General features: G+C 60.8%; 17 protein-coding genes. 4 read left to right on the top strand and 13 right to left on the bottom strand.

What is annotated here, in order from left to right:
* Positions 1-7: 7 nt before the first annotated feature.
* On the bottom strand, positions 8-406 hold the full coding sequence (locus tag V6F91_RS04565) for a YbaY family lipoprotein (RefSeq protein WP_332762674.1): 399 nt from the start codon (positions 404-406) through the stop codon (positions 8-10).
* A 120-nt stretch (positions 407-526) separates the two neighbouring features.
* Positions 527-3028 (bottom strand): glycerol-3-phosphate 1-O-acyltransferase PlsB, encoded by a 2502-nt coding sequence (gene plsB / locus V6F91_RS04560; RefSeq protein ID WP_332762672.1) that lies wholly within the window; start codon positions 3026-3028, stop codon positions 527-529.
* A gap of 238 nt (positions 3029-3266) precedes the next feature.
* On the opposite strand from plsB, the gene V6F91_RS04555 reads away from it, so the two are divergent.
* Positions 3267-3476, top strand: a complete 210-nt coding sequence (locus V6F91_RS04555; protein WP_090281986.1) for a cold shock domain-containing protein — start codon at positions 3267-3269, stop codon at positions 3474-3476.
* 232 nt (positions 3477-3708) lie between these two features.
* On the opposite strand, the gene V6F91_RS04550 is transcribed toward V6F91_RS04555, so the two are convergent.
* From V6F91_RS04550 to V6F91_RS04535, 4 genes are all read right to left on the bottom strand, one after another.
* Positions 3709-4086 (bottom strand): hypothetical protein, encoded by a 378-nt coding sequence (locus V6F91_RS04550; RefSeq protein ID WP_332762665.1) that lies wholly within the window; start codon positions 4084-4086, stop codon positions 3709-3711.
* Between the two features lie 75 nt (positions 4087-4161).
* Positions 4162-4971 carry a putative RNA methyltransferase gene (locus tag V6F91_RS04545; protein WP_332762664.1) on the bottom strand — a complete coding sequence of 270 codons (810 nt, stop codon included), beginning with the start codon at positions 4969-4971 and terminating at the stop codon, positions 4162-4164.
* Complete coding sequence (gene dapE, locus V6F91_RS04540) at positions 4971-6122, bottom strand: succinyl-diaminopimelate desuccinylase (protein WP_332762662.1); 1152 nt, start codon at positions 6120-6122, stop codon at positions 4971-4973. Before dapE ends, V6F91_RS04545 begins: the two co-directional genes overlap by 1 nt.
* A gap of 238 nt (positions 6123-6360) precedes the next feature.
* Positions 6361-8952: a glycosyltransferase gene (locus tag V6F91_RS04535; RefSeq protein WP_332762660.1), complete on the bottom strand. Its 2592-nt coding sequence runs from the start codon at positions 8950-8952 to the stop codon at positions 6361-6363.
* Positions 8953-9165: 213 nt separating this feature from the next.
* On the opposite strand from V6F91_RS04535, the gene tcdA reads away from it, so the two are divergent.
* Positions 9166-9981 (top strand): tRNA cyclic N6-threonylcarbamoyladenosine(37) synthase TcdA, encoded by an 816-nt coding sequence (gene tcdA, locus V6F91_RS04530; RefSeq protein ID WP_332762658.1) that lies wholly within the window; start codon positions 9166-9168, stop codon positions 9979-9981.
* A gap of 40 nt (positions 9982-10021) precedes the next feature.
* Here tcdA and V6F91_RS04525 read toward each other — a convergent pair whose 3' ends face one another.
* The 4 genes from V6F91_RS04525 to V6F91_RS04505 form a co-directional block, all read right to left on the bottom strand.
* Entirely contained in the window at positions 10022-10426 is a 405-nt protein-coding gene (locus V6F91_RS04525) for a SufE family protein (protein WP_332762656.1), read from the bottom strand.
* A complete protein-coding gene (locus V6F91_RS04520; protein ID WP_332762654.1) occupies positions 10423-11628 on the bottom strand; it encodes a cysteine desulfurase in 1206 nt (401 codons plus the stop codon). Before V6F91_RS04520 ends, V6F91_RS04525 begins: the two co-directional genes overlap by 4 nt.
* A 139-nt stretch (positions 11629-11767) precedes the next feature.
* The gene (gene dapD, locus V6F91_RS04510) at positions 11768-12802 is read right to left on the bottom strand and encodes a 2,3,4,5-tetrahydropyridine-2,6-dicarboxylate N-succinyltransferase (protein WP_332762653.1); all 1035 of its coding nucleotides are present in this window, start codon (positions 12800-12802) and stop codon (positions 11768-11770) included.
* A 31-nt stretch (positions 12803-12833) separates the two neighbouring features.
* Positions 12834-13196 (bottom strand): ArsC family reductase, encoded by a 363-nt coding sequence (locus tag V6F91_RS04505; protein ID WP_093104271.1) that lies wholly within the window; start codon positions 13194-13196, stop codon positions 12834-12836.
* Between the two features lie 289 nt (positions 13197-13485).
* Here V6F91_RS04505 and V6F91_RS04500 point away from each other — a divergent pair, with 289 nt between their 5' ends.
* Positions 13486-15117: a Na+/H+ antiporter gene (locus tag V6F91_RS04500; RefSeq protein WP_332762650.1), complete on the top strand. Its 1632-nt coding sequence runs from the start codon at positions 13486-13488 to the stop codon at positions 15115-15117.
* A 46-nt stretch (positions 15118-15163) separates the two neighbouring features.
* Here the strand turns inward: V6F91_RS04500 and dapC are convergent, their stop codons facing one another.
* The 3 genes from dapC to map form a co-directional block, all read right to left on the bottom strand.
* Positions 15164-16363, bottom strand: a complete 1200-nt coding sequence (gene dapC / locus V6F91_RS04495; protein ID WP_332762648.1) for a succinyldiaminopimelate transaminase — start codon at positions 16361-16363, stop codon at positions 15164-15166.
* Between the two features lie 207 nt (positions 16364-16570).
* Positions 16571-19273, bottom strand: coding sequence for a [protein-PII] uridylyltransferase (locus tag V6F91_RS04490; RefSeq protein WP_332762646.1), 2703 nt, complete (start codon positions 19271-19273; stop codon positions 16571-16573).
* Between the two features lie 42 nt (positions 19274-19315).
* Positions 19316-20098: a type I methionyl aminopeptidase gene (gene map / locus V6F91_RS04485; RefSeq protein ID WP_208938542.1), complete on the bottom strand. Its 783-nt coding sequence runs from the start codon at positions 20096-20098 to the stop codon at positions 19316-19318.
* Positions 20099-20469: 371 nt separating this feature from the next.
* Between map and rpsB the strand changes: the two genes are divergently transcribed.
* On the top strand, positions 20470-21207 hold the full coding sequence (rpsB, locus tag V6F91_RS04480; protein ID WP_008052780.1) for a 30S ribosomal protein S2: 738 nt from the start codon (positions 20470-20472) through the stop codon (positions 21205-21207).
* The last annotated feature ends 77 nt before the right edge of the window (positions 21208-21284 follow it).

Below are 21284 nucleotides of genomic sequence, written 5' to 3'. Positions count from 1 at the left end.
ACATGAATTAGCGGACGGCGTCGACGCGGATTTTCAGCGGCTGCGGGTCGCTGCCGTCGAGTTGCACGGCATGGTTTTCGGTGGTGATGAACATCAGCTCACCGTTGACCTCGATGCGCGCGCTGACCGAATAGCGATGGCCGGGTTTGACCTGCGCCGGATCGTAGCTCAAGTGGAACGGCAGCGGCACCTGGCCTTTGACTGGGCCTTCCTGTTGGTCGAGGACGACGGCTGGCGCATCGGCCAGGGACACGTCTTGCAAGCTGACGCTTAAGGTTGCGCTCGGTGGCAGGGCGATGCGTTGCAGGTAGAAGACTTCGCCGTCGAGGCCGATTTTGCCGTCCGGGGTGGTGGATTGGCAGGCGCTGAGCAGCGTGGCGGCGGTAATAGTCAGCAATTTTTTCATGGGTAGATTTCCTTTCAATGTGGGAGCGAGCCTGCTCGCGAAAGCGGTGGTTCAGTCAATATTTCCAGTGACTGATCAACCGTCTTCGCGAGCAGGCTCGCTCCCACAGGGGGATTTGCATCAGGCCTCAGGTTGAGGTGGGAGCTGGTCCGCCGCATCTTCACTGCGATGCAGCGCCACCTGGCGGATCGACAAGCGAATCTCCGCCGGCAACACGCGTTTCGCCGCGCCTTCGGCCAGCTCGCCGAGCAGTTCGTGGTAGCTGAGCTTGCCGGCTTCGTCGCGGCGCAGCACGTCGAGGTCGAGCATCGTCTGGATGAAGTGACGGAACAGGCTCTTGTCGAAAAATTCTGGAGCGTTCAGACCGTGGAGGATCGACAGGCGCTGGGCCATGACCGTGCACAGGTCTTCCAGTTCTTCGGCGCTGATGCTGTTCTGGCCGCTGTTGAGCAGCAGGGACACGGTCATGTAGAAACGCTGCAAGGTCTGCGCGATGCTTTTTGACAGCAGCGTCAGCAGCACGAAATGTCGTGAACTCGGTGCCGGGCGCAGGTACAAGTCCTTCTCGAAACGCAGCAGGCCTTGCTCGACAAACGCTTCCAGCCATTGATCAACTACACCGTCGAGTTCATCCAGTGTCCAGCGAATGAACAGCTCCGATTGCAGGTACGGATACAGCGCGCGGGTGTAGCGCAGGATCTGCTCGCGGCTCATGCGCGAGGTGCTCTGGAAAAAGCTCGCCAGCAGCGACGGCAGGGCGAAGATGTGCAACACGTTGTTGCGGTAGTAGGTCATCAGAACGGCGTTCTGTTCGTCCAGATAGAGGATCTTGCCCAGCGCATCGTTCTGTTCGGCGAGCAGGTCCATGTCCTTCACATGCTCGATCAACGCGCGGCCATCGCCTTCGGGCAGGGTGGTGTGCGGCGAGTACGGGACTTTGCGCAGCAGCGCCAGATACAGATCCAGCACCCGCGCCATGGCGCGATCGTCCAGCGCCAGACGCGTGGTCGACAGCAATGCCAGTGCCACCAGATTCACCGGGTTGATCGCTGCGGCTTCATTGAGATGCCGCGCGACTTTTTCGCCGAGGCGGTTAGTGGTTTCGTTAAGCCACGCCGGTTTGAACTGCGGACCGAGTTCCTGCTGGCGCCAGTCGGGTTGCTCGGCGTCGAGGAATTCGGCGAGTTTGATCGGCTCACCGAAATTCACCGCCACCTGACCGAAGCGTTGTTTCAACGCTCCGATGACTTTGAAAATGTCGAAAATCGATTCTTTCTTTTTGCTCGCCCCGCGCAGTTCGCCCAGGTAGGTGCGACCTTCCAGCACGCGCTCGTAGCCGATGTACACCGGCACAAACACGATAGGCATGCGCGACGAACGCAAGAAGCTGCGCAGGGTAATCGCGAGCATGCCGGTTTTCGGCTGCAGCATGCGTCCGGTGCGCGAGCGGCCGCCCTCGACGAAGTATTCGACCGGGAAGCCTTTGGTAAACAGCGTGTGCAGGTATTCGTTGAACACCGAGGTGTACAGCGGGTTGCCCTTGAACGTACGGCGCATGAAAAACGCGCCGCCGCGGCGCAGCAGGCTGCCGATCACCGGCATGTTGAGGTTGATCCCGGCGGCGATGTGCGGCGGGGTCAGGCCGTTACGGAACAGCAGATATGAGAGCAGCAGATAGTCGATGTGGCTGCGGTGGCACGGCACGTAGATCACTTCGTGACCCTGAGCGACCTCTTGCACGCCTTCGATGTGGTTGACCTTGATGCCGTCGTAGATCTTGTTCCAGAACCAGCTCAGCACCACTTCGAGGAAGCGGATCGCGGTGTAGGTGTAGTCCGAGGCGATCTCGTTGCCGTAGCGCAGGGCCTGGGCCTTGGCTTTTTCCGGGGAGATGTTTTCGCGCTCGGCTTCGTCGAGGATCGCCTGCTTGACCAGCGGCTGATTGAGCAAGCCTTTGACCAGATTGCGCCGGTGAGAAATGTCCGGGCCGATCACCGCCGCTTTCAGGTTGCGGAAGTGCACACGCAAAATTCGCTGGGCCATGCGAACGGTGCGTTCGTGGCCCTTGTTGTGATCGATCAGTTCGCGCAAATGGATTGGCGCGGAGAACTGCACGCGGGTTTTGCGGCCCAGGACAATGATGCTCAGCAATCGCCGCAAACGGCCGGTGACCGCCCAGCTGTCGGCGAACAGCAACTTCCACGGGCTGTTTTCGCTGTCCGGCGATTGGCCCCAGAACACGCTGACCGGAATGATCTGCGCATCTTCGGCGGCGTTTTGCGACAGCGCGCTGACCAGCCGGGTCAAGGTCGGCGGCGCGCCGCGTTTGTCCTGGCGGCCGAGCCAGTCCGGGTCCGGGGTCAGGTAGAAAAACGCTGCCGGCTCGATCAGCGCACCCACCGACACGGCCAGCACCGGACGCGGCAGGCCGGCCTTGGTGCACTCGGTGTCGACCACCGCCAGATCGGTCAGCGATGGGTTTTGCAGGACGTAGAACACCGGACGACTGCGGTCGAGGTTGAGGGTGAACGACGACTGATTGATCGTCTCCGAGCGAACCCAGAGGTACAACAGGCGGCGCAGGGTGCCAAACACAAGACGGCGGAACGGGGAACGGGTCATACGGCTTCTGCATGAGTGAATAAAACCGAGCAGGTGCTCGGGCGGTCGATAGTGTGCCGGATTCACGGAAAATCGGCAAAAAAGCGCCGAAGTAATCTCCTGTTGAGACTTTTTCCACCTGTCATATACTCGGCGCTCTGTTGCCGGTGCCCTGTTATGGACGTCGGACGCAGGCTGACGTTCCTCTGAGGCTTTCCTGCGAAAAGCCCGTTCAATAATAAAAAAGGAGTATGAACAGATGGCAACACGCGAAACCGGCAATGTGAAGTGGTTCAACGACGCCAAGGGTTATGGCTTCATTCAGCGCGAAGACGGGGCGGATGTGTTTGTACACTACCGCGCGATTCGCGGCGAAGGGCATCGATCGCTGACTGAAGGCCAGCAGGTTGAGTACGCCGTGATCAGCGGCGAGAAGGGCTTGCAGGCTGAAGACGTCATAGGTCTTTAAAAGCAGCTTCGAGCGGTAAGCTACAAGCTGCAACTCAAAACAGTTCGGCTTGAACTTGCAGCTTGCAGCTTGCAGCTAATAACTTGCAGCCGCTGTCAGGCCGTTTGATGATCGTTCCCCACGCGGAGCGTGGGAACGATCGAAAAGCAGCTTCGAGCGGTAAGCTACAAGCTACAAGCTGCAAGTCAAAGCAGTTCGGCTTGAACTTGCAGCTCAAAGCTTGCAGCTGCTTTTAAGCCGTTTTCCAGGTAATTTCTTCTTCACCATCAGCGCTGATGCGAATCCAGCGATCGGCCGTCTCTTCACCTTCTTCTTCAACCCACGTCCCCGGCGCGCAACGCACTTCCACGTTCAGCGCAGCGAATGCGGCGCGGGCGCAGGCGATGTCGTCGTCCCATGGGGTCTGGTCGCTTTCCAGGTACAGGCTGTTCCACTTGCCCACGGCTTTCGGCAGCCAGGTCACCGGGATAGTGCCGGCCTTGCACTTGTACGTCTGACCTTTCTGCACCCAGTCGCTGCACGGGCCCAGCGCGGCGCCAAGCCAGGCGGCAATGGCCTTGTGGTCGACGTCGGCGTCTTTCAGGTAAATCTCGATATCCGGTTGGCGCATGGATGTCCTCACTGCGGGTCTGAAAAATCCATTCGCGGATTTAGCCGGCCCCGGGCACTCGCCCGGAACCAAAAGTTATTCAAGAACGAAATAATCGTAGCGCATCGACACGGTGGTCTCGAACGGCTCGGCCTGTTCGATCACCGCCGCGCGACGCTCGGCACTGGCACGCCAGCCGTGGGGTGTCATCGCCAACAGGTTGGCGCGATCCTCGGGCTTGTCCAGCGTCAGTTTGAATTCCAACGTCTCACTGTGCGCCAGCGCCATGCCTTCAGGCACCAGGGCCAGATGCTTGTCGTCGGTGTATTCGCGCACTTCGTCGTACAGGCGTTCGCGCAGTTCCATCAAATGGCCGCGGGTCGGGCCGACTTTCATCAGACCGCCGCCCACACTGAGCAGACGCTTGGCCTCATCCCAGTCCAGCGGACTGAAGACGCTGGCGAGAAACTGGCAACTGCCCGACGCCAACGGCACGCGCGCCATGCTGGCGATCAACCAGTTGATCGCCGGGTTACGCTTGCAGGCGCGTTTGACCGCCTCGCGGGAGATATCCAGCGCGTAGCCGTCGGCGTTGGGCAAGGCCTCGGCGATCTGCGCGGTGTAGTAACCCTCGCCACAACCGATATCGACCCAGCGATCCGGCGCATAACCGGCGGCCAATTCGGCCAGACGCCTGGCCACCGGTGCGTAATGCCCAGCGTTCAAAAAGTCGCGGCGCGCTTCGACCATCGCCTGATTGTCGCCCGGATCACGGCTGTTCTTGTGCTGCACCGGCAACAGGTTCAGGTAACCCTGACGCGCACGGTCGAAGCGGTGCCCGGCGGGGCAGACCACGCCGTTGTCGACCGCGGTCAGCGGTTCACTGCAGAGGGGGCAGGCGAGCATCAGGCGAGCAACTTGATCAGGGTCTGGTAGTAGATCTCGGTCAGCACATCGAGGTCCGCCGCCAGTACGCGCTCGTTGACCTGGTGAATGGTCGCGTTGACCGGGCCCAGCTCAACCACCTGCGTGCCCATGGTCGCGATGAAACGACCATCGGAAGTACCGCCGCTGGTGGACGCCTTGGTCTCGCGACCGGTGATGGTCTTGATGCTCGCCGACACCGCGTCGAGCAGTGCGCCCGGTTCGGTGAGGAACGGCAGACCGGACAGCGCCCAGTCGATGTGCCAGTCCAGATCATGCTTGTCGAGGATATCGGCCACGCGTTTCTGCAAGCCCTCAACGGTCGATTCGGTAGAGAAGCGGAAGTTGAACACCGCCACCAGATCGCCCGGAATCACGTTGGTCGCGCCAGTGCCGGAATTGACGTTGGATATCTGGAAACTGGTCGGCGGGAAGAAATCGTTGCCGTGATCCCAATGCTCGGCAGCCAGTTCGGCCAGTGCCGGGGCGGCGAGGTGGATCGGGTTTTTCGCCAGATGCGGGTAGGCCACGTGCCCCTGGATACCCTTGACCGTGAGCTTGGCGCCGAGCGAGCCGCGACGGCCATTCTTGACCACATCGCCGACCAGGGTGGTGCTCGACGGTTCGCCGACGATGCACCAGTCCAGACGTTCATTGCGTGCAGCGAGACGCTCCACCACCGCTTTGGTGCCGTGATGCGCCGGGCCTTCTTCGTCGCTGGTGATCAGGAACGCGACCTTGCCCTTGTGGTTCGGGTAGTCGGCGACGAAGCGCTCGGCGGCAACGGTCATCGACGCCAGGCTGCCTTTCATGTCCGCCGCGCCACGGCCGCAGAGCATGCCGTGTTCGTCGATCACGGCGTTGAACGGGTCGATCTGCCACGCGCTGACCGGGCCGGTCGGCACCACGTCGGTGTGGCCGGCGAAGCACAGCACCGGGCCTTCACCGTTGCCGTGGGTAGCCCAGAAGTTATCCACATCTTCGATGCGCATCGGCTCGAGAGTGAAACCGGCATCGCCCAGGCGCTGCATCATCTGCTTCTGGCAATCGGCGTCGACCGGCGTCACGGACGGACGGCGGATCAGGTCGATGGCGAGCTGGAGGGTAGGCGAAAGGTCGGCGTGGGCCGTCATGGAAAACTCCGGGATCATGAATTTGAGCTGGGGCCGATGTGGGAGCGAGCTTGCTCGCGAAAACCGTGTATCAGGCAACATAAGGGTTGAATGTTACAAAGCCTTCGCGAGCAAGCTCGCTCCCACAGGGATTGGGTTCGGTCGGTTACACCGCGTATCACGCCAAGCCCCGCAAAATGGCGGTTATCTTAAAGCAAAACGGCGACCATTGGCCGCCGTTTAGTGCATCGGTGCCGATTTAGACGACCGGCGCCGGTTCCTGCGCAACGGCAGGTTTGGGCAGCGACGACAGGAACGCCATGATCAGCGCCGCCAGATACGGCAGCGACTGCACCAGCAGCATCACCACCCAGAAGCGCATGTCATTGCTCGGCATGCCGTTGACCAGAAATATCCCCAGCGCCGCGCCCCACAGCAGCAGCATGATGAACACTTCTTCGCGCGCCTCGGAAATCGCCACCCAGAAGCCATGGTTGTCGGCGTTTTTCGGTGTGCGGAAGAACGGAATGCTGCTGGTGAAGAAGCCGTACAGCACCGCTTTGGCGATGGTGTGCGACAACGCCAGCCCGGCCAGCGCCGCGCAGAATGCATCCTTGAGATTGACGCCAACCGCGCGACGATAAAGGAAGATGATCTTGCCGACCTTGAACACGAACAGCGCCAGCGGCGGGATCGCGAAGATCAGCAGCGGCGGATCGACCCGTTGCGGCACGATGATCATCGCCGCCGACCACAGCAGTGCGCCGACGGTGAAGAAGATGTTCATGCCATCGGCGACCCACGGCAGCCAGCCGGCGAGGAAGTGGTAGCGCTGGCCGCGGGTCAGCTCGGTGTCCTTGCCGCGCAGCAGGCTGGCGGTGTGGCGCTTGATGATCTGGATCGCGCCATAGGCCCAGCGGAAACGCTGTTTCTTGAAGTCGATGAACGTATCCGGCATCAGGCCTTTGCCATAACTGTCGTGGTAATACGCCGCCGACAGGCCTTTTTCGAACACGCGCAGACCCAGTTCGGCGTCTTCACAAATGCACCAGTCGGCCCAGCCCAGTTCTTCCAGGACCGAACGGCGAGTCATGGTCATGGTGCCGTGCTGAATGATCGCGTCGCGGTCGTTGCGGGTGACCATGCCGATGTGGAAGAAGCCTTTGTACTCGGCGTAGCAGAGCTTCTTGAAAGTGCTTTCGTTCTGGTCGCGATAATCCTGCGGCGACTGCACCACAGCGATTTTCGGGTCAGCAAAGTGCGGCACCATGTGCTTGAGCCAGTTCGGGTGCACGCAGTAATCGGAGTCGATCACCGCGATCACTTCGGCGTCCTTGGCGGTGTGCGGAATCAGGTAGTTCAGCGCGCCACCCTTGAACCCGGCCAGCGGTGCAACGTGGAAAAACTTGAAGCGCGGGCCGAGGGTCGCGCAGTAATCGCGCACCGGCTCCCACACTGCCGGGTCCTTGGTGTTGTTGTCGATGATCAGCACTTCATAGTCTGGATAATCGAGCGCGGCGAGGGCGTCGAGGGTCTGTTTGACCATCTCCGGCGGCTCGTTGTAGCACGGCACATGGATCGAGACTTTCGGGCGATAGCTGGAGTCGCCAACCACCGGCAGGAATTCACGCCGACGCTTGTGAATCCATACCGCTTCGGCCAGTTCATGGGCCTCGGTCAGCAGCACGATGAACACGCCGAGCGCACCGAGCGCCAGGAGGAAACCCACTGTCAGGCTGAACCACGTGCTGTATTGCTGGCTGTAGTCGTAACCGATGTACACCAGCACCGAACCGCACAAAAACGCGATAAAGGTCAGGAACGTGCGGCCGCGCTGGCGCAGGGCCGAGCCGTCGATCATCAGCAGGGTCAGCGACAACAGCGCGAGCACCACCGAGCCGATAGCCAGTACGCGCCACTGCGGAATCGCGACGACCGGGCCTTCGAAATTGAATTTCTGCTGGCGCGCGGCGTTGAACACGCCCCAGTAGGCGCCGACCGAACCTTCGTCACTGGCCTTCCATGGCTGATCGAACGCTTCGATCACGAAGTAGTTGAAGCCTTGGCGGTTAAGCTTGTTGACCAGCGTGCGCAGGTAAATCGCCTGATCAGCCGGCGACGCATCGGCGCCACCGCGCATGCGACCGTTGCTCGGCCAGCCGACTTCGGAGAGCAGCAGCGGCTTTTTCGGGAACAGCTTTTTCAGATCGCGCGCGCGGTCGAAGACGAACTGGCCGGCCTTGTCGACCGGAATGAATTCCCAGTACGGCAGAACGTGGGCGGCGATCAGGTCAACGTGCTTGGCCAGTTGCGGGTATTTCTCCCAGATGTGCCATTGCTCGGACGTCGTCACCGGTACTTTGACCGCAGCACGCACGCGGTCCAGCAGAACGATCAGCGCTTCAGGAGTGATTTCTTCACGGAACAGCGCCTCGTTGCCGACCACCACGCGCACCACGCTGCGCGAAGTGTTGGCCAGTTCGATGGCTTTGGCGATTTCCCGCTCGTTACGCTCCTGATCGGGGCTGATCCAGATACCGAGGGTCACACGCAAGCCGAACTCTTCGGCCAGTTTAGGAATGTCGCCCAACGAGCCGTCGACCGAGTAGATGCGGATGTTGTCCGTCAGCTTGCTCATGATCTCCAGATCGCGGCGCATTTCGTCGTCAGTCGGGTATTGGTCTTTCTGTGGGAATTGTCCCTGTTGGAATGGCGAATAAGAGAAACCGGAGATCTGCTCCGGCCAGTTCGGCGCTGACACCGGACGGTTGATCAACGCCCAGAAACCGCTGAAAAGGGCAGCGATGGCCAGCACGACCACCAGGTTGAGTCCAAATTTACGCGATGACATAGCTATTTCGGGTTCCAAAGGCTGTGGAACGAAGGATCGGTCGGCAAAGCGCCAAAGGGCGCGCATCCTACACCGGCCGTTCGCCGGTCGTACATCAGACAGGGAAATGGCTCACATTGGGCAAGCCTCTTTGACTTAAGTTCTTACACTTGTCGCTTGCAGCTTAAAACTTGTCGCTGCGTAGCCCTATAATGCGCGCCGGTTTTTGGGGTAATGGTCATGAGTACAGAAGATCCGCGGTTTGCAGGCATCGCCCGTTTGTATGGCATCGAAGGCCTGGAACGCTTGCGCGCCGCCCATGTGGCAATCGTCGGTGTCGGCGGCGTCGGTTCCTGGGCGGCGGAAGCCATGGCCCGTTGCGGTGTCGGCGAGATTTCGCTGTTCGACCTCGACGACGTCTGCGTCAGTAACGCCAACCGGCAGTTGCATGCGCTGGACAGCACCGTCGGCAAGCCCAAGGTCGACGTGATGGCCGAGCGCCTGCGCGGGATCAACCCGAACTGCACGGTGCATGCGGTCGCCGATTTCGTCACCCGCGATACCATGGCCGAATACATCACGCCGGACATCGACTGCGTGATCGACTGCATTGACGCAGTCAACGCCAAAGCGGCACTGATCGCCTGGTGCAAGCGCCGCAAGATCCAGATCATCACCACCGGCGGCGCCGGCGGGCAGATCGATCCGACGCTGATTCAGGTCTGCGATCTGAACCGCACCTTCAACGATCCGCTGGCTTCGAAAGTGCGCTCGACGTTGCGCCGCGATTATGGTTTCTCGCGCACCGTGACCCGGCATTACAGCGTGCCGTGCGTGTTTTCCACGGAGCAACTGCGCTATCCGAAGCCGGACGGCAGCATCTGTTTGCAGAAGAGTTTTGTCGGCGACGGGGTGAAGCTCGACTGCGCCGGCGGGTTTGGCGCGGTGATGATGGTCACGGCAACGTTCGGCATGGTCGCGGCGACCAAGGCTGTGGACAAGATAGTGGCGGGGGTGCGGCGGCCTTCGGACCGTATCAAGCCGCAGTGATCGTTCCCGCGCTCTGCGTGGGAACGATTGGTCAAGGCGATTAGCCTGCCAGCTCGTTCATGCGCTGGAGCACGGCATTGAGGCCATTGCTGCGCGAGGGCGATAGCTGGCGCGACAGGCCGAGCTGATTGAACCAATCAGGCAAATCAATTCGCTGCAACTCAGCCGCCGACAAACCGTTAACCCGCAGCAACAACAACGCCACCAGCCCGCGAATCATCCGCGCATCGCTGCTCGCCTTGAACTGCCAGTGACCGTCGCGCAATTCCCCCACCAGCCACACCTGACTTTCACAGCCATGCACGCGGTTTGCCTCGCATTTGTCTGCGTCATCCATCGGCGACAGGCGATCACCGAACTGCATCAGCAACCGCGCCCGCTGCTCCCAGCCCGCCGCATTCTGAAACGTCTGCAGCGCTTCGGCTGCTTCCATCGGCAGGCTCATCGCAACATCTCCAGCGCCTGATCCAGCGCGTCAAAAAAGCGCTCGAGATCTTCGGAGTCGTTGTACAGCGCCAGTGACACGCGAATCGCCCCTGCCAGTTCGAAGCTTTTCATCAGCGGCATGGCGCAGTGATGTCCGGCGCGCACGGCGATGCCTTGCTCGGTGAGCAGATGCGCCAGATCGGCGTTATGCACATCCTCGACCACAAAACTGGCCAGCGCCAGTTGCGGCTTGCCGAGCAGGCGGATGCCGTTGCGCGCGGCGAGACCACGGAGCAAATAGTCATGCAGTGCCGCCTCATGGGCAGACACCGCGTTCTGATCCAGACCGGCGAGGTAATCGAGGGTCGCGCCGAGGCCGATGACGCTGGCTATCGGCGGCGTCCCCGCCTCGAAACCCAGCGGCGCCGGGCGAAAGCGCGAATCGTGATAGTTGGCCTCTAGCACCATCTCGCCGCCGAACTGCCACGGCTTGAGCTGTGCAAGCGCAGCGTTGCGTCCGAACAACACGCCGAGGCCATCGGGGCCATACAGCTTGTGGCTGGAAAATACATAGAAGTCGCAACCCAGCGCTTGCACGTCGTGCCGGCCGTGGACCACGCCTTGCGCGCCATCGACCACGGTCAGCGCATTTTGCGCCTTGGCCATGCCCAGCAAAGCGGTCAGTGGCTGCCAGGCGCCGAGCACGTTGGACAACTGACTCACCGCCAGCAGACGCGTACGCGGGCCGATCAGGTGCACCGCGGCGCCAAGGTCGATCAAGCCGTCAGCGTCCAGCGGCAGGATCACCAGTTTCAACTGACGCCGCAGGGCCAGTTGCTGCCACGGCAGCAGATTGGCGTGATGCTCCAGGGCGCTGATGACAATCTCATCGCCCGGTTGGAATAAGTGTTCCAGCCCGTGAGCCAGAAGGTTCAGCGCGCTGGTGGCGCCGTGGGTGAAAATGACTTGCCCGCTGTCACCGGCATTCAGCCACTGCGCAGCCTTGTGCCGACTGTCTTCGAACGCTTGCGTGGCATGCGCGCCGGGCAAGTGCTGCGCGCGATGCACATTGGCTGCGCCGTTGGCGTAGTAATGCGTCAGCGCATCGAGCAGGGCTTGCGGTTTTTGCGTGGTGGCGGCGTTGTCCAGATAGGTCTGGTCCTGCCGTTGCAGAGCGGCGATGGCCGGAAAATCGGCGCGCCAGGGGGAGGGAATCATCATGTTCGCGGCCCGAGAGGGTGTGCGCCTGACCCTGTGGGAGCGAGCCTGCTCGCGAAGGGGACTTGTCAGTCAACATGTTTGCCGAATGACACACCGCTTTCGCGAGCAGGCTCGCTCCCACAGGTATTTGTAGTGCTGCTTAGTTGTGAGCGTGCAGCGCTTCGTTCAGTTCGATCGCCGATTTGTGGGTTTTGCACTCCACGGCACCGGTTTCCGAATTGCGACGGAACAGCAGGTCCGACTGACCGGCCAGCTCACGCGCTTTGACAACCTTGACCAGATTGTTGTGCTCGTCGAGCAGCGCAACCTTGGTGCCGGCGGTCACGTACAGACCCGACTCAACGGTGTTGCGGTCGCCCAGCGGGAAGCCGATACCGGCGTTGGCGCCGATCAGGCAGCCTTCGCCGACCTTGATCACGATGTTGCCGCCGCCCGACAGAGTGCCCATGGTCGAGCAACCGCCGCCCAGGTCCGAGCCCTTGCCGACGAAGACGCCAGCGGAAACGCGGCCTTCGATCATGCCCGGGCCTTCGGTGCCGGCGTTGAAGTTGATGAAACCTTCGTGCATTACGGTAGTGCCTTCACCGACGTAGGCGCCCAGACGCAGACGCGCGGCGTCAGCGATACGCACGCCGGCCGGGACCACGTAGTCGGTCATTTTTGGGAACTTGTCCACCGAGAACACTTCCAGCAGTTCGCCGCGCAGACGCGCTTCCAGTTGCATCTCCGCCAGTTCGCTCAGGTCGATGGCGCCCTGGCTGGTCCACGCTACGTTCGGCAGCAGCGGGAAAATGCCGGCCAGGCTGACGCCGTGTGGCTTGACCAGACGGTGCGAGAGCAGGTGCAGCTTGAGGTAGGCCTCAGGCGTCGAGGTCAGCTGTGTGTCTTCAGCCAGCAGGGTTGCAACCAGCGGCTTGTGGCTCTCGGCCAGACGGGTCAGCAGCTTGCCTTGGACGGCGTCGATGCCTTTTACCGCTTCGGCCAGTTGCGCAGCCTGGGCGGTGGTGAAGGTGATGGCCTGGTTGCCTTCGGTGTAACCGAGAATTGGCGCGACGGCAGCGACCAGCTCGGCCGAAGGATTGAGCAATGGCTGTGCATAGAAAACTTCCAGCCAAGCGCCTTGACGGTTCTGGGTGCCGATACCGAAAGCGATGCTGAACAGAGAATTGGACATGGGAATACCTCTACAAAGAGTGACGGGCTGCTTACTTCAGAGCGGCCGCGTAGATATCTGGCTTGAAGCCAATCAGGGTTCGGTCACCGAGATCGAGCACCGGGCGCTTGATCATCGACGGTTGCGCGAGCATCAGCTCGATGGCTTTCGACTGGTCGAGATCGGCTTTGCGTTCGTCGTCGAGTTTGCGAAAGGTCGTGCCTGCGCGGTTCAGCACAGTCTGCCAGCCGTGTTCGTCACACCATTGGGTCAGGTGTTCACGGTCGATACCGGCGGTCTTGTAATCGTGAAAATCGTAGCTGACAGCGTGTTCATCGAGCCAGGTGCGCGCCTTTTTCATGGTGTCGCAGGCTTTGATGCCGAAAAGGTGCAACGTTTTGCTTGAAACGGCCAAGGAATCGCCCCCTTTGCAGGTGCTGGAAAAAAATGGTGTCGGATTATGCCATGACCAAACGGTTTCGCGGCGCCCGGCTTCACCTGGCAATGCAAAACCCTGTGGGAGAGCGCTTGCTCGCGAAGGGGCCGTGTCAGTCATCATCTCTGTTAATGAAACACCGCATTCGCGAGCAAGCTCCCACATTGGAATCGCGATGCATCCGTGCGACATAGGTGCAACGGTCAGACCCATCCTGAGCGGTTAATATGGCAATTGAACGCTGTCGATGGTCTGGAATCTACGCTCTATGCAAACTGCTTACACCGTCCTGATCCTGCTCATGCTGGTCGGCGTCTCGCGTCTGATCGGGCGGGTCATTCCACTGCCACTGCCGCTGGTGCAAATCGCTGCCGGCGCCTTGCTTGCCTGGCCGACCCTCGGCCTGCATGTGGCGCTCGATCCCGAGTTGTTCCTGTTTCTGTTCCTGCCACCGTTACTGTTTTCCGATGGCTGGCGCATGCCCAAGCGCGCGTTCTGGCAACTGCGCGGGCCGATCCTGACGCTGGCGGTGGGGCTGGTGCTGTTTACGGTCGTCGGCGCCGGGTATTTCATTCACTGGTTATTACCGACGATTGCGCTGCCGGTAGCGTTTGCGCTGGCTGCGGTGTTGTCGCCGACCGACGCCGTGGCGGTCTCGGCCATCGCGCAGAATCGTTTGCCGACCCCGCTGATGCACATATTGCAGGGCGAGGCGTTGATGAACGATGCCTCGGGCCTGGTGACGTTCAAGTTCGCCCTTGCGGCTGCCATCACCGGGGTGTTCTCGCTGACCAGCGCCGGTTTGAGTTTCGTCGTGGTAGCCCTCGGCGGTTTGGCTGTCGGCGTGGCCTTGAGCTGGCTGGTCGGGCGCTTGCGTGCATGGATGATTGCCCGAGGCTGGGACGATCCAGCCACCCATGTGGTGTTCATGTTGCTGCTGCCGTTCGCCGCCTATGTGCTGGCCGAACGTCTCGGCGTGTCGGGCATCCTTTCGGCGGTCGCGGCGGGGATGATGCAGAGCTGGCTCGATCTGCTGCCACGGCAGACCAGCACGCGGCTGCTCAATCGCAGTGTCTGGTCGCTGCTCGAATTCGCCTTCAACGGCTTGATCTTCCTGCTGCTAGGCCTGCAATTGCCGGACATCATCAAAGCCGTGGTCAGCCACGAACCGACCTTGTGGCCAACGCTTTTTTATCGTTGCCTCGACGTGGTGGCGATCTTCCTCGCGTTGGTGTTGCTGCGCTTTGTCTGGGTGCAGAGCATCTGGCGCTTGTCGGTGTTGTTGCGCCGCTTGCGCGGCAAGGGCGAGTTGACGCAAGTGCCGACCGCGCGCTCCTGCTGGTTGCTGACGGTCGGCGGCGTGCGCGGCGCGGTGACGCTGGCGGGTGTGATGTCGGTGCCGATGCTGATCGGCGCGCAGGCGTTTCCGGAGCGTGATCTGCTGATTTTCATCGCCGCCGGGGTGATCCTGCTGTCGCTGGTTTCGGCGTGCATCGCCTTGCCGTTGCTGTTGCGCGGTATCGAAAAGAGTCCCGACGACAAACGTCGTCAGGAGGTACGCGACGCCTGGCGCAAAACCGCCGAGGCGGCGATTCATGCACTCGAGACTGAGGAGGCTGTCCCTCAGGACGCCGCCCAAGCAGCACTGGCGGCCGAACTCAAGGCGCGGATCATGTCCGAATATCGCCATCAACTCGACGTGTTCAACGATTCGGCGGAAGCCCAGGCATTGGCCTTCCAGATGGATCTGCTCGAGCGGCGTTTGCGTTTGAAAGCGCTGCGGGCGCAGCGTCTGGAGTTGTACAGCCTGAGCCGTCATCACCAGATCGGTGATGACGTCCTGAGAGAAGTGCTTGGCGATCTTGACTTGAGTGAGGCCAATCTGGGGCAGGTGAAATAGCAGGTGCATTGCCCGCACCAGAAGCTCCGGTGCGGGCACTGGCCGGTTATTGCTGGCGGGTGACGAACGCGCGAATACGCTCCGCCGCTTCGACACATTCGGCCAGCGGCGCAACCAGCGCCATGCGCACCCGGCCGGCGCCCGGATTGACGCCGTCGACCTCGCGGGACAGGTACGAACCCGGCACCACGGTCACGTGCTCCTGCTCAAACAGGTCGCGGCAGAATGCTGCGTCGTCGCCTTGCACGTTCGGCCACAGGTAGAAGCTGCCATCCGGGCGCTGCACGTCCATCACCGGGCTGAGGATGGCCAGCACGGCATCGAACTTTTCGCGGTACAGCGCTCGGTTGGCACGTACGTGAGCTTCGTCGTTCCACGCGGCCACGCTGGCCAGTTGGGTTTGCACCGGCATCGCGCAGCCGTGGTAGGTGCGATACAGCAGGAAGCCTTTGAGAATATCGGCGTCGCCGGCCACAAAGCCGGAACGCAGGCCCGGCAGGTTGGAGCGCTTGGACAGGCTGTGGAACACCACGCAACGCTTGAAGTCCTGGCGGCCCAGTTCAACGCAGGCAGTGAGCAAGCCTGGCGGCGGGGTTTGTTCGTCGAAATACAGTTCGCTGTAGCACTCGTCGGCGGCGATCACGAAGTCGTACTGGTCGGCCAGCGCAATCAGCTTTTTCAGGGTTTCAACCGGGATCAAGGCGCCGGTCGGGTTGCCCGGCGAGCACAGAAAGAGGATCTGGCAGCGCTTCCAGATGTCCGCGGAAACGGCATCGAAATCCGGGTTGAAACCATTCTCGTCGAGGCACGGCAGGTAATGTGGCTTGGCCCCGGCAAGAAACGCCGCACCTTCGTAGATCTGATAGAACGGGTTCGGGCTGACCACCAGCGCATCGTCACCACGATTGACCACGGTCTGGGTGAAGGCGAACAGCGCTTCGCGGGTGCCGTTGACCGGCAGCACGTTGCGCGCCGGATCGATCCAGCCGTTCGGCACGCCGAAACGCCGCTCGCACCAACCGGCAATGGCTTCACGCAGGGCCGGGATACCGAGGGTGGTCGGGTACACCGCCATCTGGTCGAGACTGTTGGCCAGTGCTTCGGCCACAAAGCTTGGCGAGCGGTGTTTCGGCTCGCCAATCGATAGAGCGATCGGGCGCTTGTCCGGGGTCGGCGTGACAGTGCCGAGCAGGGCGCGCAGCTTTTCGAACGGGTACGGCTGGAGCTGGTTCAGAGCGTTGTTCATGGGGGCCTCGGTCAATGTGGGGTTGGCATTGCCGCGCTACCCAGCCTGGAACAAACCCTGTGGGAGCGAGCCTGCTCGGAAGAGGCCGGCCTATCCAGCATCAATGAGTGCTGAATGATCGCCTTCGCGAGCAGGCTCGCTCCCACAGGGATTTCATTGCCATGCCTGGATCGGAGCGCGCCGTTTCCCACAGGGGAAATTCCTGGTTCAGATACTGATTCGGGACAGCTTGATATCCGGTTCTTGATTGACGCTGAGCTGCTCGACGATCGCATCCTGCAGGCGGCTGCACAGCAGGGGGTCGGACAGCGGTTGATTGTGCGCGTCGGTGATGAAGAACACGTCTTCCACGCGCTCGCCCAGGGTCGCAATCTTGGCGTTCTGCAGCGACAGGTCGAATTCGAGGAATATCCCGCCAATTCTCGCCAGCAGGCCGGGGCGATCGGGCGCGGTCAGTTCAAGTACCGTCACCGGGCGCTGCGCATCGTTGTGAATCGTCACTTGCGGCGCAAAGGCGAAATGCTTGAGCTGGCGCGGCACGCGACGCTGGATGATCGTCGGGTAGTCGTCGGGGTCACGCAGGGCTTCGGTCAGGCCTTCGCGGATCTGCTTGATCCGCGTCGGGTTGTCGCCGATGGATTCGCCTTCGTTGTCGAGCACGATGTAGGTGTCGAGGGTGAACTGGCTGCTGGAGGTGATGACGCGGGCGTCGTGAATGTTCAGGTTCAACTGGTCCATGGCCGCCACGGTCACCGCGAAGAAGTCATGTTGGTCGGGCGCATAAATGAAGATCTGCGTACCACCTTCGAACTCGCGCTGGGTGGTCTCCTTGATCAGCACCAGCGGCCCGCCGTCCACCGGCTGCTGCAGGATCGCATCGCTGTGCCAGGCCACATCACCCGCCGTGTGGCGCAGGAAATAATCATCGCCCAACTGCGCCCACAACTGCTCGACATCGTCCGGGTCGGTGCCGCCGCGTACCAGAATATCCAGCGCGGCGCTTTGCGTCTGGCGGATCTGCTCTTCACGATCCACCGGATTTTCCAGACCACGGCGCAGGGCACGTTTGGTTTCGGTGTAGAGCTGGCGCAGCAGGCTGGCGCGCCATGAATTCCATAGTGTTGGATTGGTCGCGTTGATATCTGCCACGGTCAGCACATAGAGATAGTCGAGACGGGTTTCATCGCCCACCGCCAAGGCAAAATCGTGAATCACCTGCGGATCGGACAAATCCTTGCGCTGGGCGGTCGTCGACATCACCAGATGGTTCTGCACCAGCCAGACAATCAGGCGGCTGTCCCACACCGGCAACTGGTGGCGCTGGCAGAACGCCTCGGCATCGACCGCGCCGATTTCCGAGTGGTCGCCATGCCGGCCCTTGCCGATGTCGTGGTACAGGCCCGCCATGTAGATCAGCTCGGGCTTGGGCAGCTTGGCCATCAGCTTGGCGGCCAGCGGGAATTTCTCCGACACCTGGGTGTACTGCAATTTACGCAGGTGCTTGATCAGATTCAGCGTGTGCGCATCGACCGTATAGATGTGAAACAGGTCGTGCTGCATCTGCCCGACGATAAAGCCGAACTCTGGCAGATAGCGGCCAAGGATGCCGTAACGGTTCATCCGGCGCAGGTTGCGGTGGATTCCGATCTTGCACTTGAACAATTCGATGAACAGGCTGGTGTTGCGAATATCGTTGCGGAAGTTGTCGTCGATCAGGTGGCGGTTTTCGCGCAGCAGACGAATGGTGTCAGCGCGTACGCCTTTGATTTCTGGCTGCTGGGCCATCAGCACGAAGATTTCCAGCATGGCGAACGGCGTGCGGCGGAACACGTTGTCGTTGCGCGCCTCGATATAACCGTCGTGCAACTGGAAACGTGAGTTGATCGGCTGTGGCGGCGCTTCGTCTTCCGGGGCGAGGATGACCTCTTCGAAGTGCTGGATGATCAAATCGCTGAGCTGCGCGATGCTCATGACCGTGCGGAAGTACTGCTGCATGAAGTTCTCGACCGCCTGCTTGGCGTCGTCGCCTTCAAAGCCCAGCAGGCCGGCGATGGTCCGCTGGTGATCGAACAGCAAGCGGTCTTCGGAACGACCGGCGAGCATGTGCAGGGCGTAGCGCACTTTCCAGAGAAACTCCTGGGAAGAGGCGAGCAGGGCGTTTTCGCTTTCGACCAGAAATCCTTCGCCGGCCAAGGCGCGCAGGTTCAGGGTGCCGTACTGACGGCGGGCCACCCAGAGAATCGTCTGGATGTCGCGCAGGCCGCCGGGCGAGCCTTTGACGTTGGGTTCCAGGTTGTATTCGGTGTCGTTGTACTTGTGGTGACGGGCCTTTTGTTCGGCGCGCTTGGCCAGGAAAAACTCCTTGGCCGGCCACATGTGGGCGGTGCTGGTGACATCGAGCATGCGCTGGCGCAGACGCTCGGGGCCGCAGATCGTGCGGCTCTCCATCAGATTGGTGACCACGGTCAGATCGGCGCGGGCCTCTTCGGCGCATTCGTCGACCGAACGCACGCTCTGCCCGACTTCCAGGCCGATATCCCACAGCAAGGTGAGAAAACGCTCGATGGAATCACGGAAAACTTCGTGGTCGGCGCTGTCCAGCAGGATCAGCAAATCGATGTCGGAGTAGGGATGCAACTCGCCACGGCCGTAGCCGCCGACCGCGACCAGTGCGATGTCGGCGTCTTCGCTCCAGTCAAATTGCTCCCAGGCCTTTTGCAGGATGTTATCGACGAACCAGGCACGGTCCTCGATCAGGCGACGGATGTAGCGACCGTTACGAAAACGCGTGTCGAGGACCTCGCGGGCCTGGCGGATCGCCTTCTTGAACGCCGCGACAGGACTCGCTTTGAGGGCCAGTTCAGCCTGGAACTGGCCGCGGTCGAAGAGTTCGGGATCCACCTGCGGCATCGATTGGCTTTCCTTTATAAGAGGCTGGGCGCGTAGCCTGAATCAGGCCGAAACGCGCGGGATGGTGTCATCGCTGCGCAACGTGAAGATCTCGTAGCCAGTGTCAGTCACCAACAGCGTGTGTTCCCACTGTGCCGAGAGCTTGCGGTCTTTGGTGATCGCGGTCCAGCCGTCGCCCAATACTTTGGTGTCAGCCTTGCCCTGGTTGATCATCGGCTCGATGGTGAAGGTCATGCCGGCCTTCAGTTCCATGCCGGTGCCAGCGCGACCGTAGTGCAGGATCTGTGGTTCTTCGTGAAAGACTTTGCCGATACCGTGACCGCAGAATTCGCGAACCACCGAGAAGCCGTTCTTTTCGGCGTGCTTCTGGATCACTTCGCCGATGTCGCCGAGGCGGCAGCCGGGTTTGACGATCTCGATCGCTTTGTACATGCATTCCTGGGTGATCTGCGACAAACGTTCAGCCCACACCGGCACTTCACCGACGTGGAACATGCGGCTGGTGTCGCCGTGGTAACCGTCCTTGATCACGGTGACGTCGATGTTCAGCGTATCGCCGTTTTTCAGCGGCTTGTCGTTCGGGATGCCGTGACACACCACGTGATTGATCGAGGTGCAGATCGACTTCGGGTAGCCCTTGTAATTGAGCGGGGCGGGAATCGCTTGCTGCACGTTGACGATGTAGTCGTGGCAGATCTGGTTCAACTGATCGGTGGTCACGCCCGGTTTGACATGTTCGGCAATCATTTCCAGCACATCGGCGGCCAGTTTGCCGGCGACTCGCATGCCAGCGATGTCCTCGGGGGTTTTGAGGTTGACGGTCATACAGGCTCTCTCTGCGCTCGGCGGCGCTTGCGGATACAAACAGGGTGGCGGTGTTGAAGGCGCCACCTGAAAAACGCGATTCTAACAGACGTATGGCGCAATTCAGCGCCGGCGTGCATCGCTTCTCTCTATACAATGGTGCGCCTTGAGCCTATTCCAAGAGGGCGGCGCCCATGTCCCTGGTGCGAATACAGATTTCGGGTTCCGTTTCTGCGCGCCCTGTGGTATAAAATGCGCCGCTTTCCGGGGATGCCCCGAAAGGCTTAAATCCACACACGTGTCGACACGATGACCTGGGTGCCCTTGGCTTGAAGCCATTGGTTGGTCATTGGGATACGTGGAGGCCAAACCCGACTTATCAAGGAACTATCATGTCCCAAGTCAACATGCGCGATATGCTGAAGGCCGGTGTGCACTTCGGTCACCAAACCCGTTACTGGAATCCGAAAATGGGTAAGTACATTTTCGGCGCGCGTAACAAGATTCACATCATCAACCTTGAAAAAACCCTGCCAATGTTCAACGAAGCTCTGACTTTCGTAGAGCGTCTGGCCCAGGGCAAAAACAAGATTCTGTTCGTCGGCACCAAGCGTTCCGCTGGCAAGATCGTTGCTGAAGAAGCAGCACGTTGCGGTTCGCCGTACGTCGATCACCGCTGGTTGGGCGGCATGCTGACCAACTTCAAGACCATCCGTGCTTCCATCAAGCGTCTGCGTGACCTTGAAGTTCAAGCCGAAGACGGTACTTTCGCCAAGCTGACCAAGAAAGAAGCGCTGATGCGCACTCGTGATCTTGAGAAGCTGGATCGTTCGCTGGGCGGCATCAAGGACATGGGCGGTCTGCCAGACGCACTGTTCGTGATCGACGTTGACCACGAGCGCATCGCGATCACCGAAGCCAACAAGCTGGGTATCCCGGTCATCGGCGTTGTCGATACCAACAGCAGCCCGGAAGGCGTTGACTACATCATCCCGGGCAACGATGACGCCATCCGCGCCATCCAGCTGTACATGGGTTCGATGGCTGACGCAGTGATCCGCGGTCGCAACAACGTTGCTGGCGGTACTGTAGAATTCGCAGCTGAAGAAACTCAGGCTGCAGCTGAGTAATTGACGCCCTGGCGTTGACTCAGTAAGCAAAAAGGGGGCTTGGCCCCCTTTTTGCCACCTCGAAAACCATTTGTCGG

The sequence above is a fragment of the Pseudomonas koreensis genome (genome assembly GCF_036668835.1).
Classification (GTDB): domain Bacteria; phylum Pseudomonadota; class Gammaproteobacteria; order Pseudomonadales; family Pseudomonadaceae; genus Aquipseudomonas; species Aquipseudomonas koreensis_I.
The sequence above is the reverse complement of the archived record's forward strand: the minus strand, read 5'-3'. Positions and strand labels throughout refer to the sequence as shown.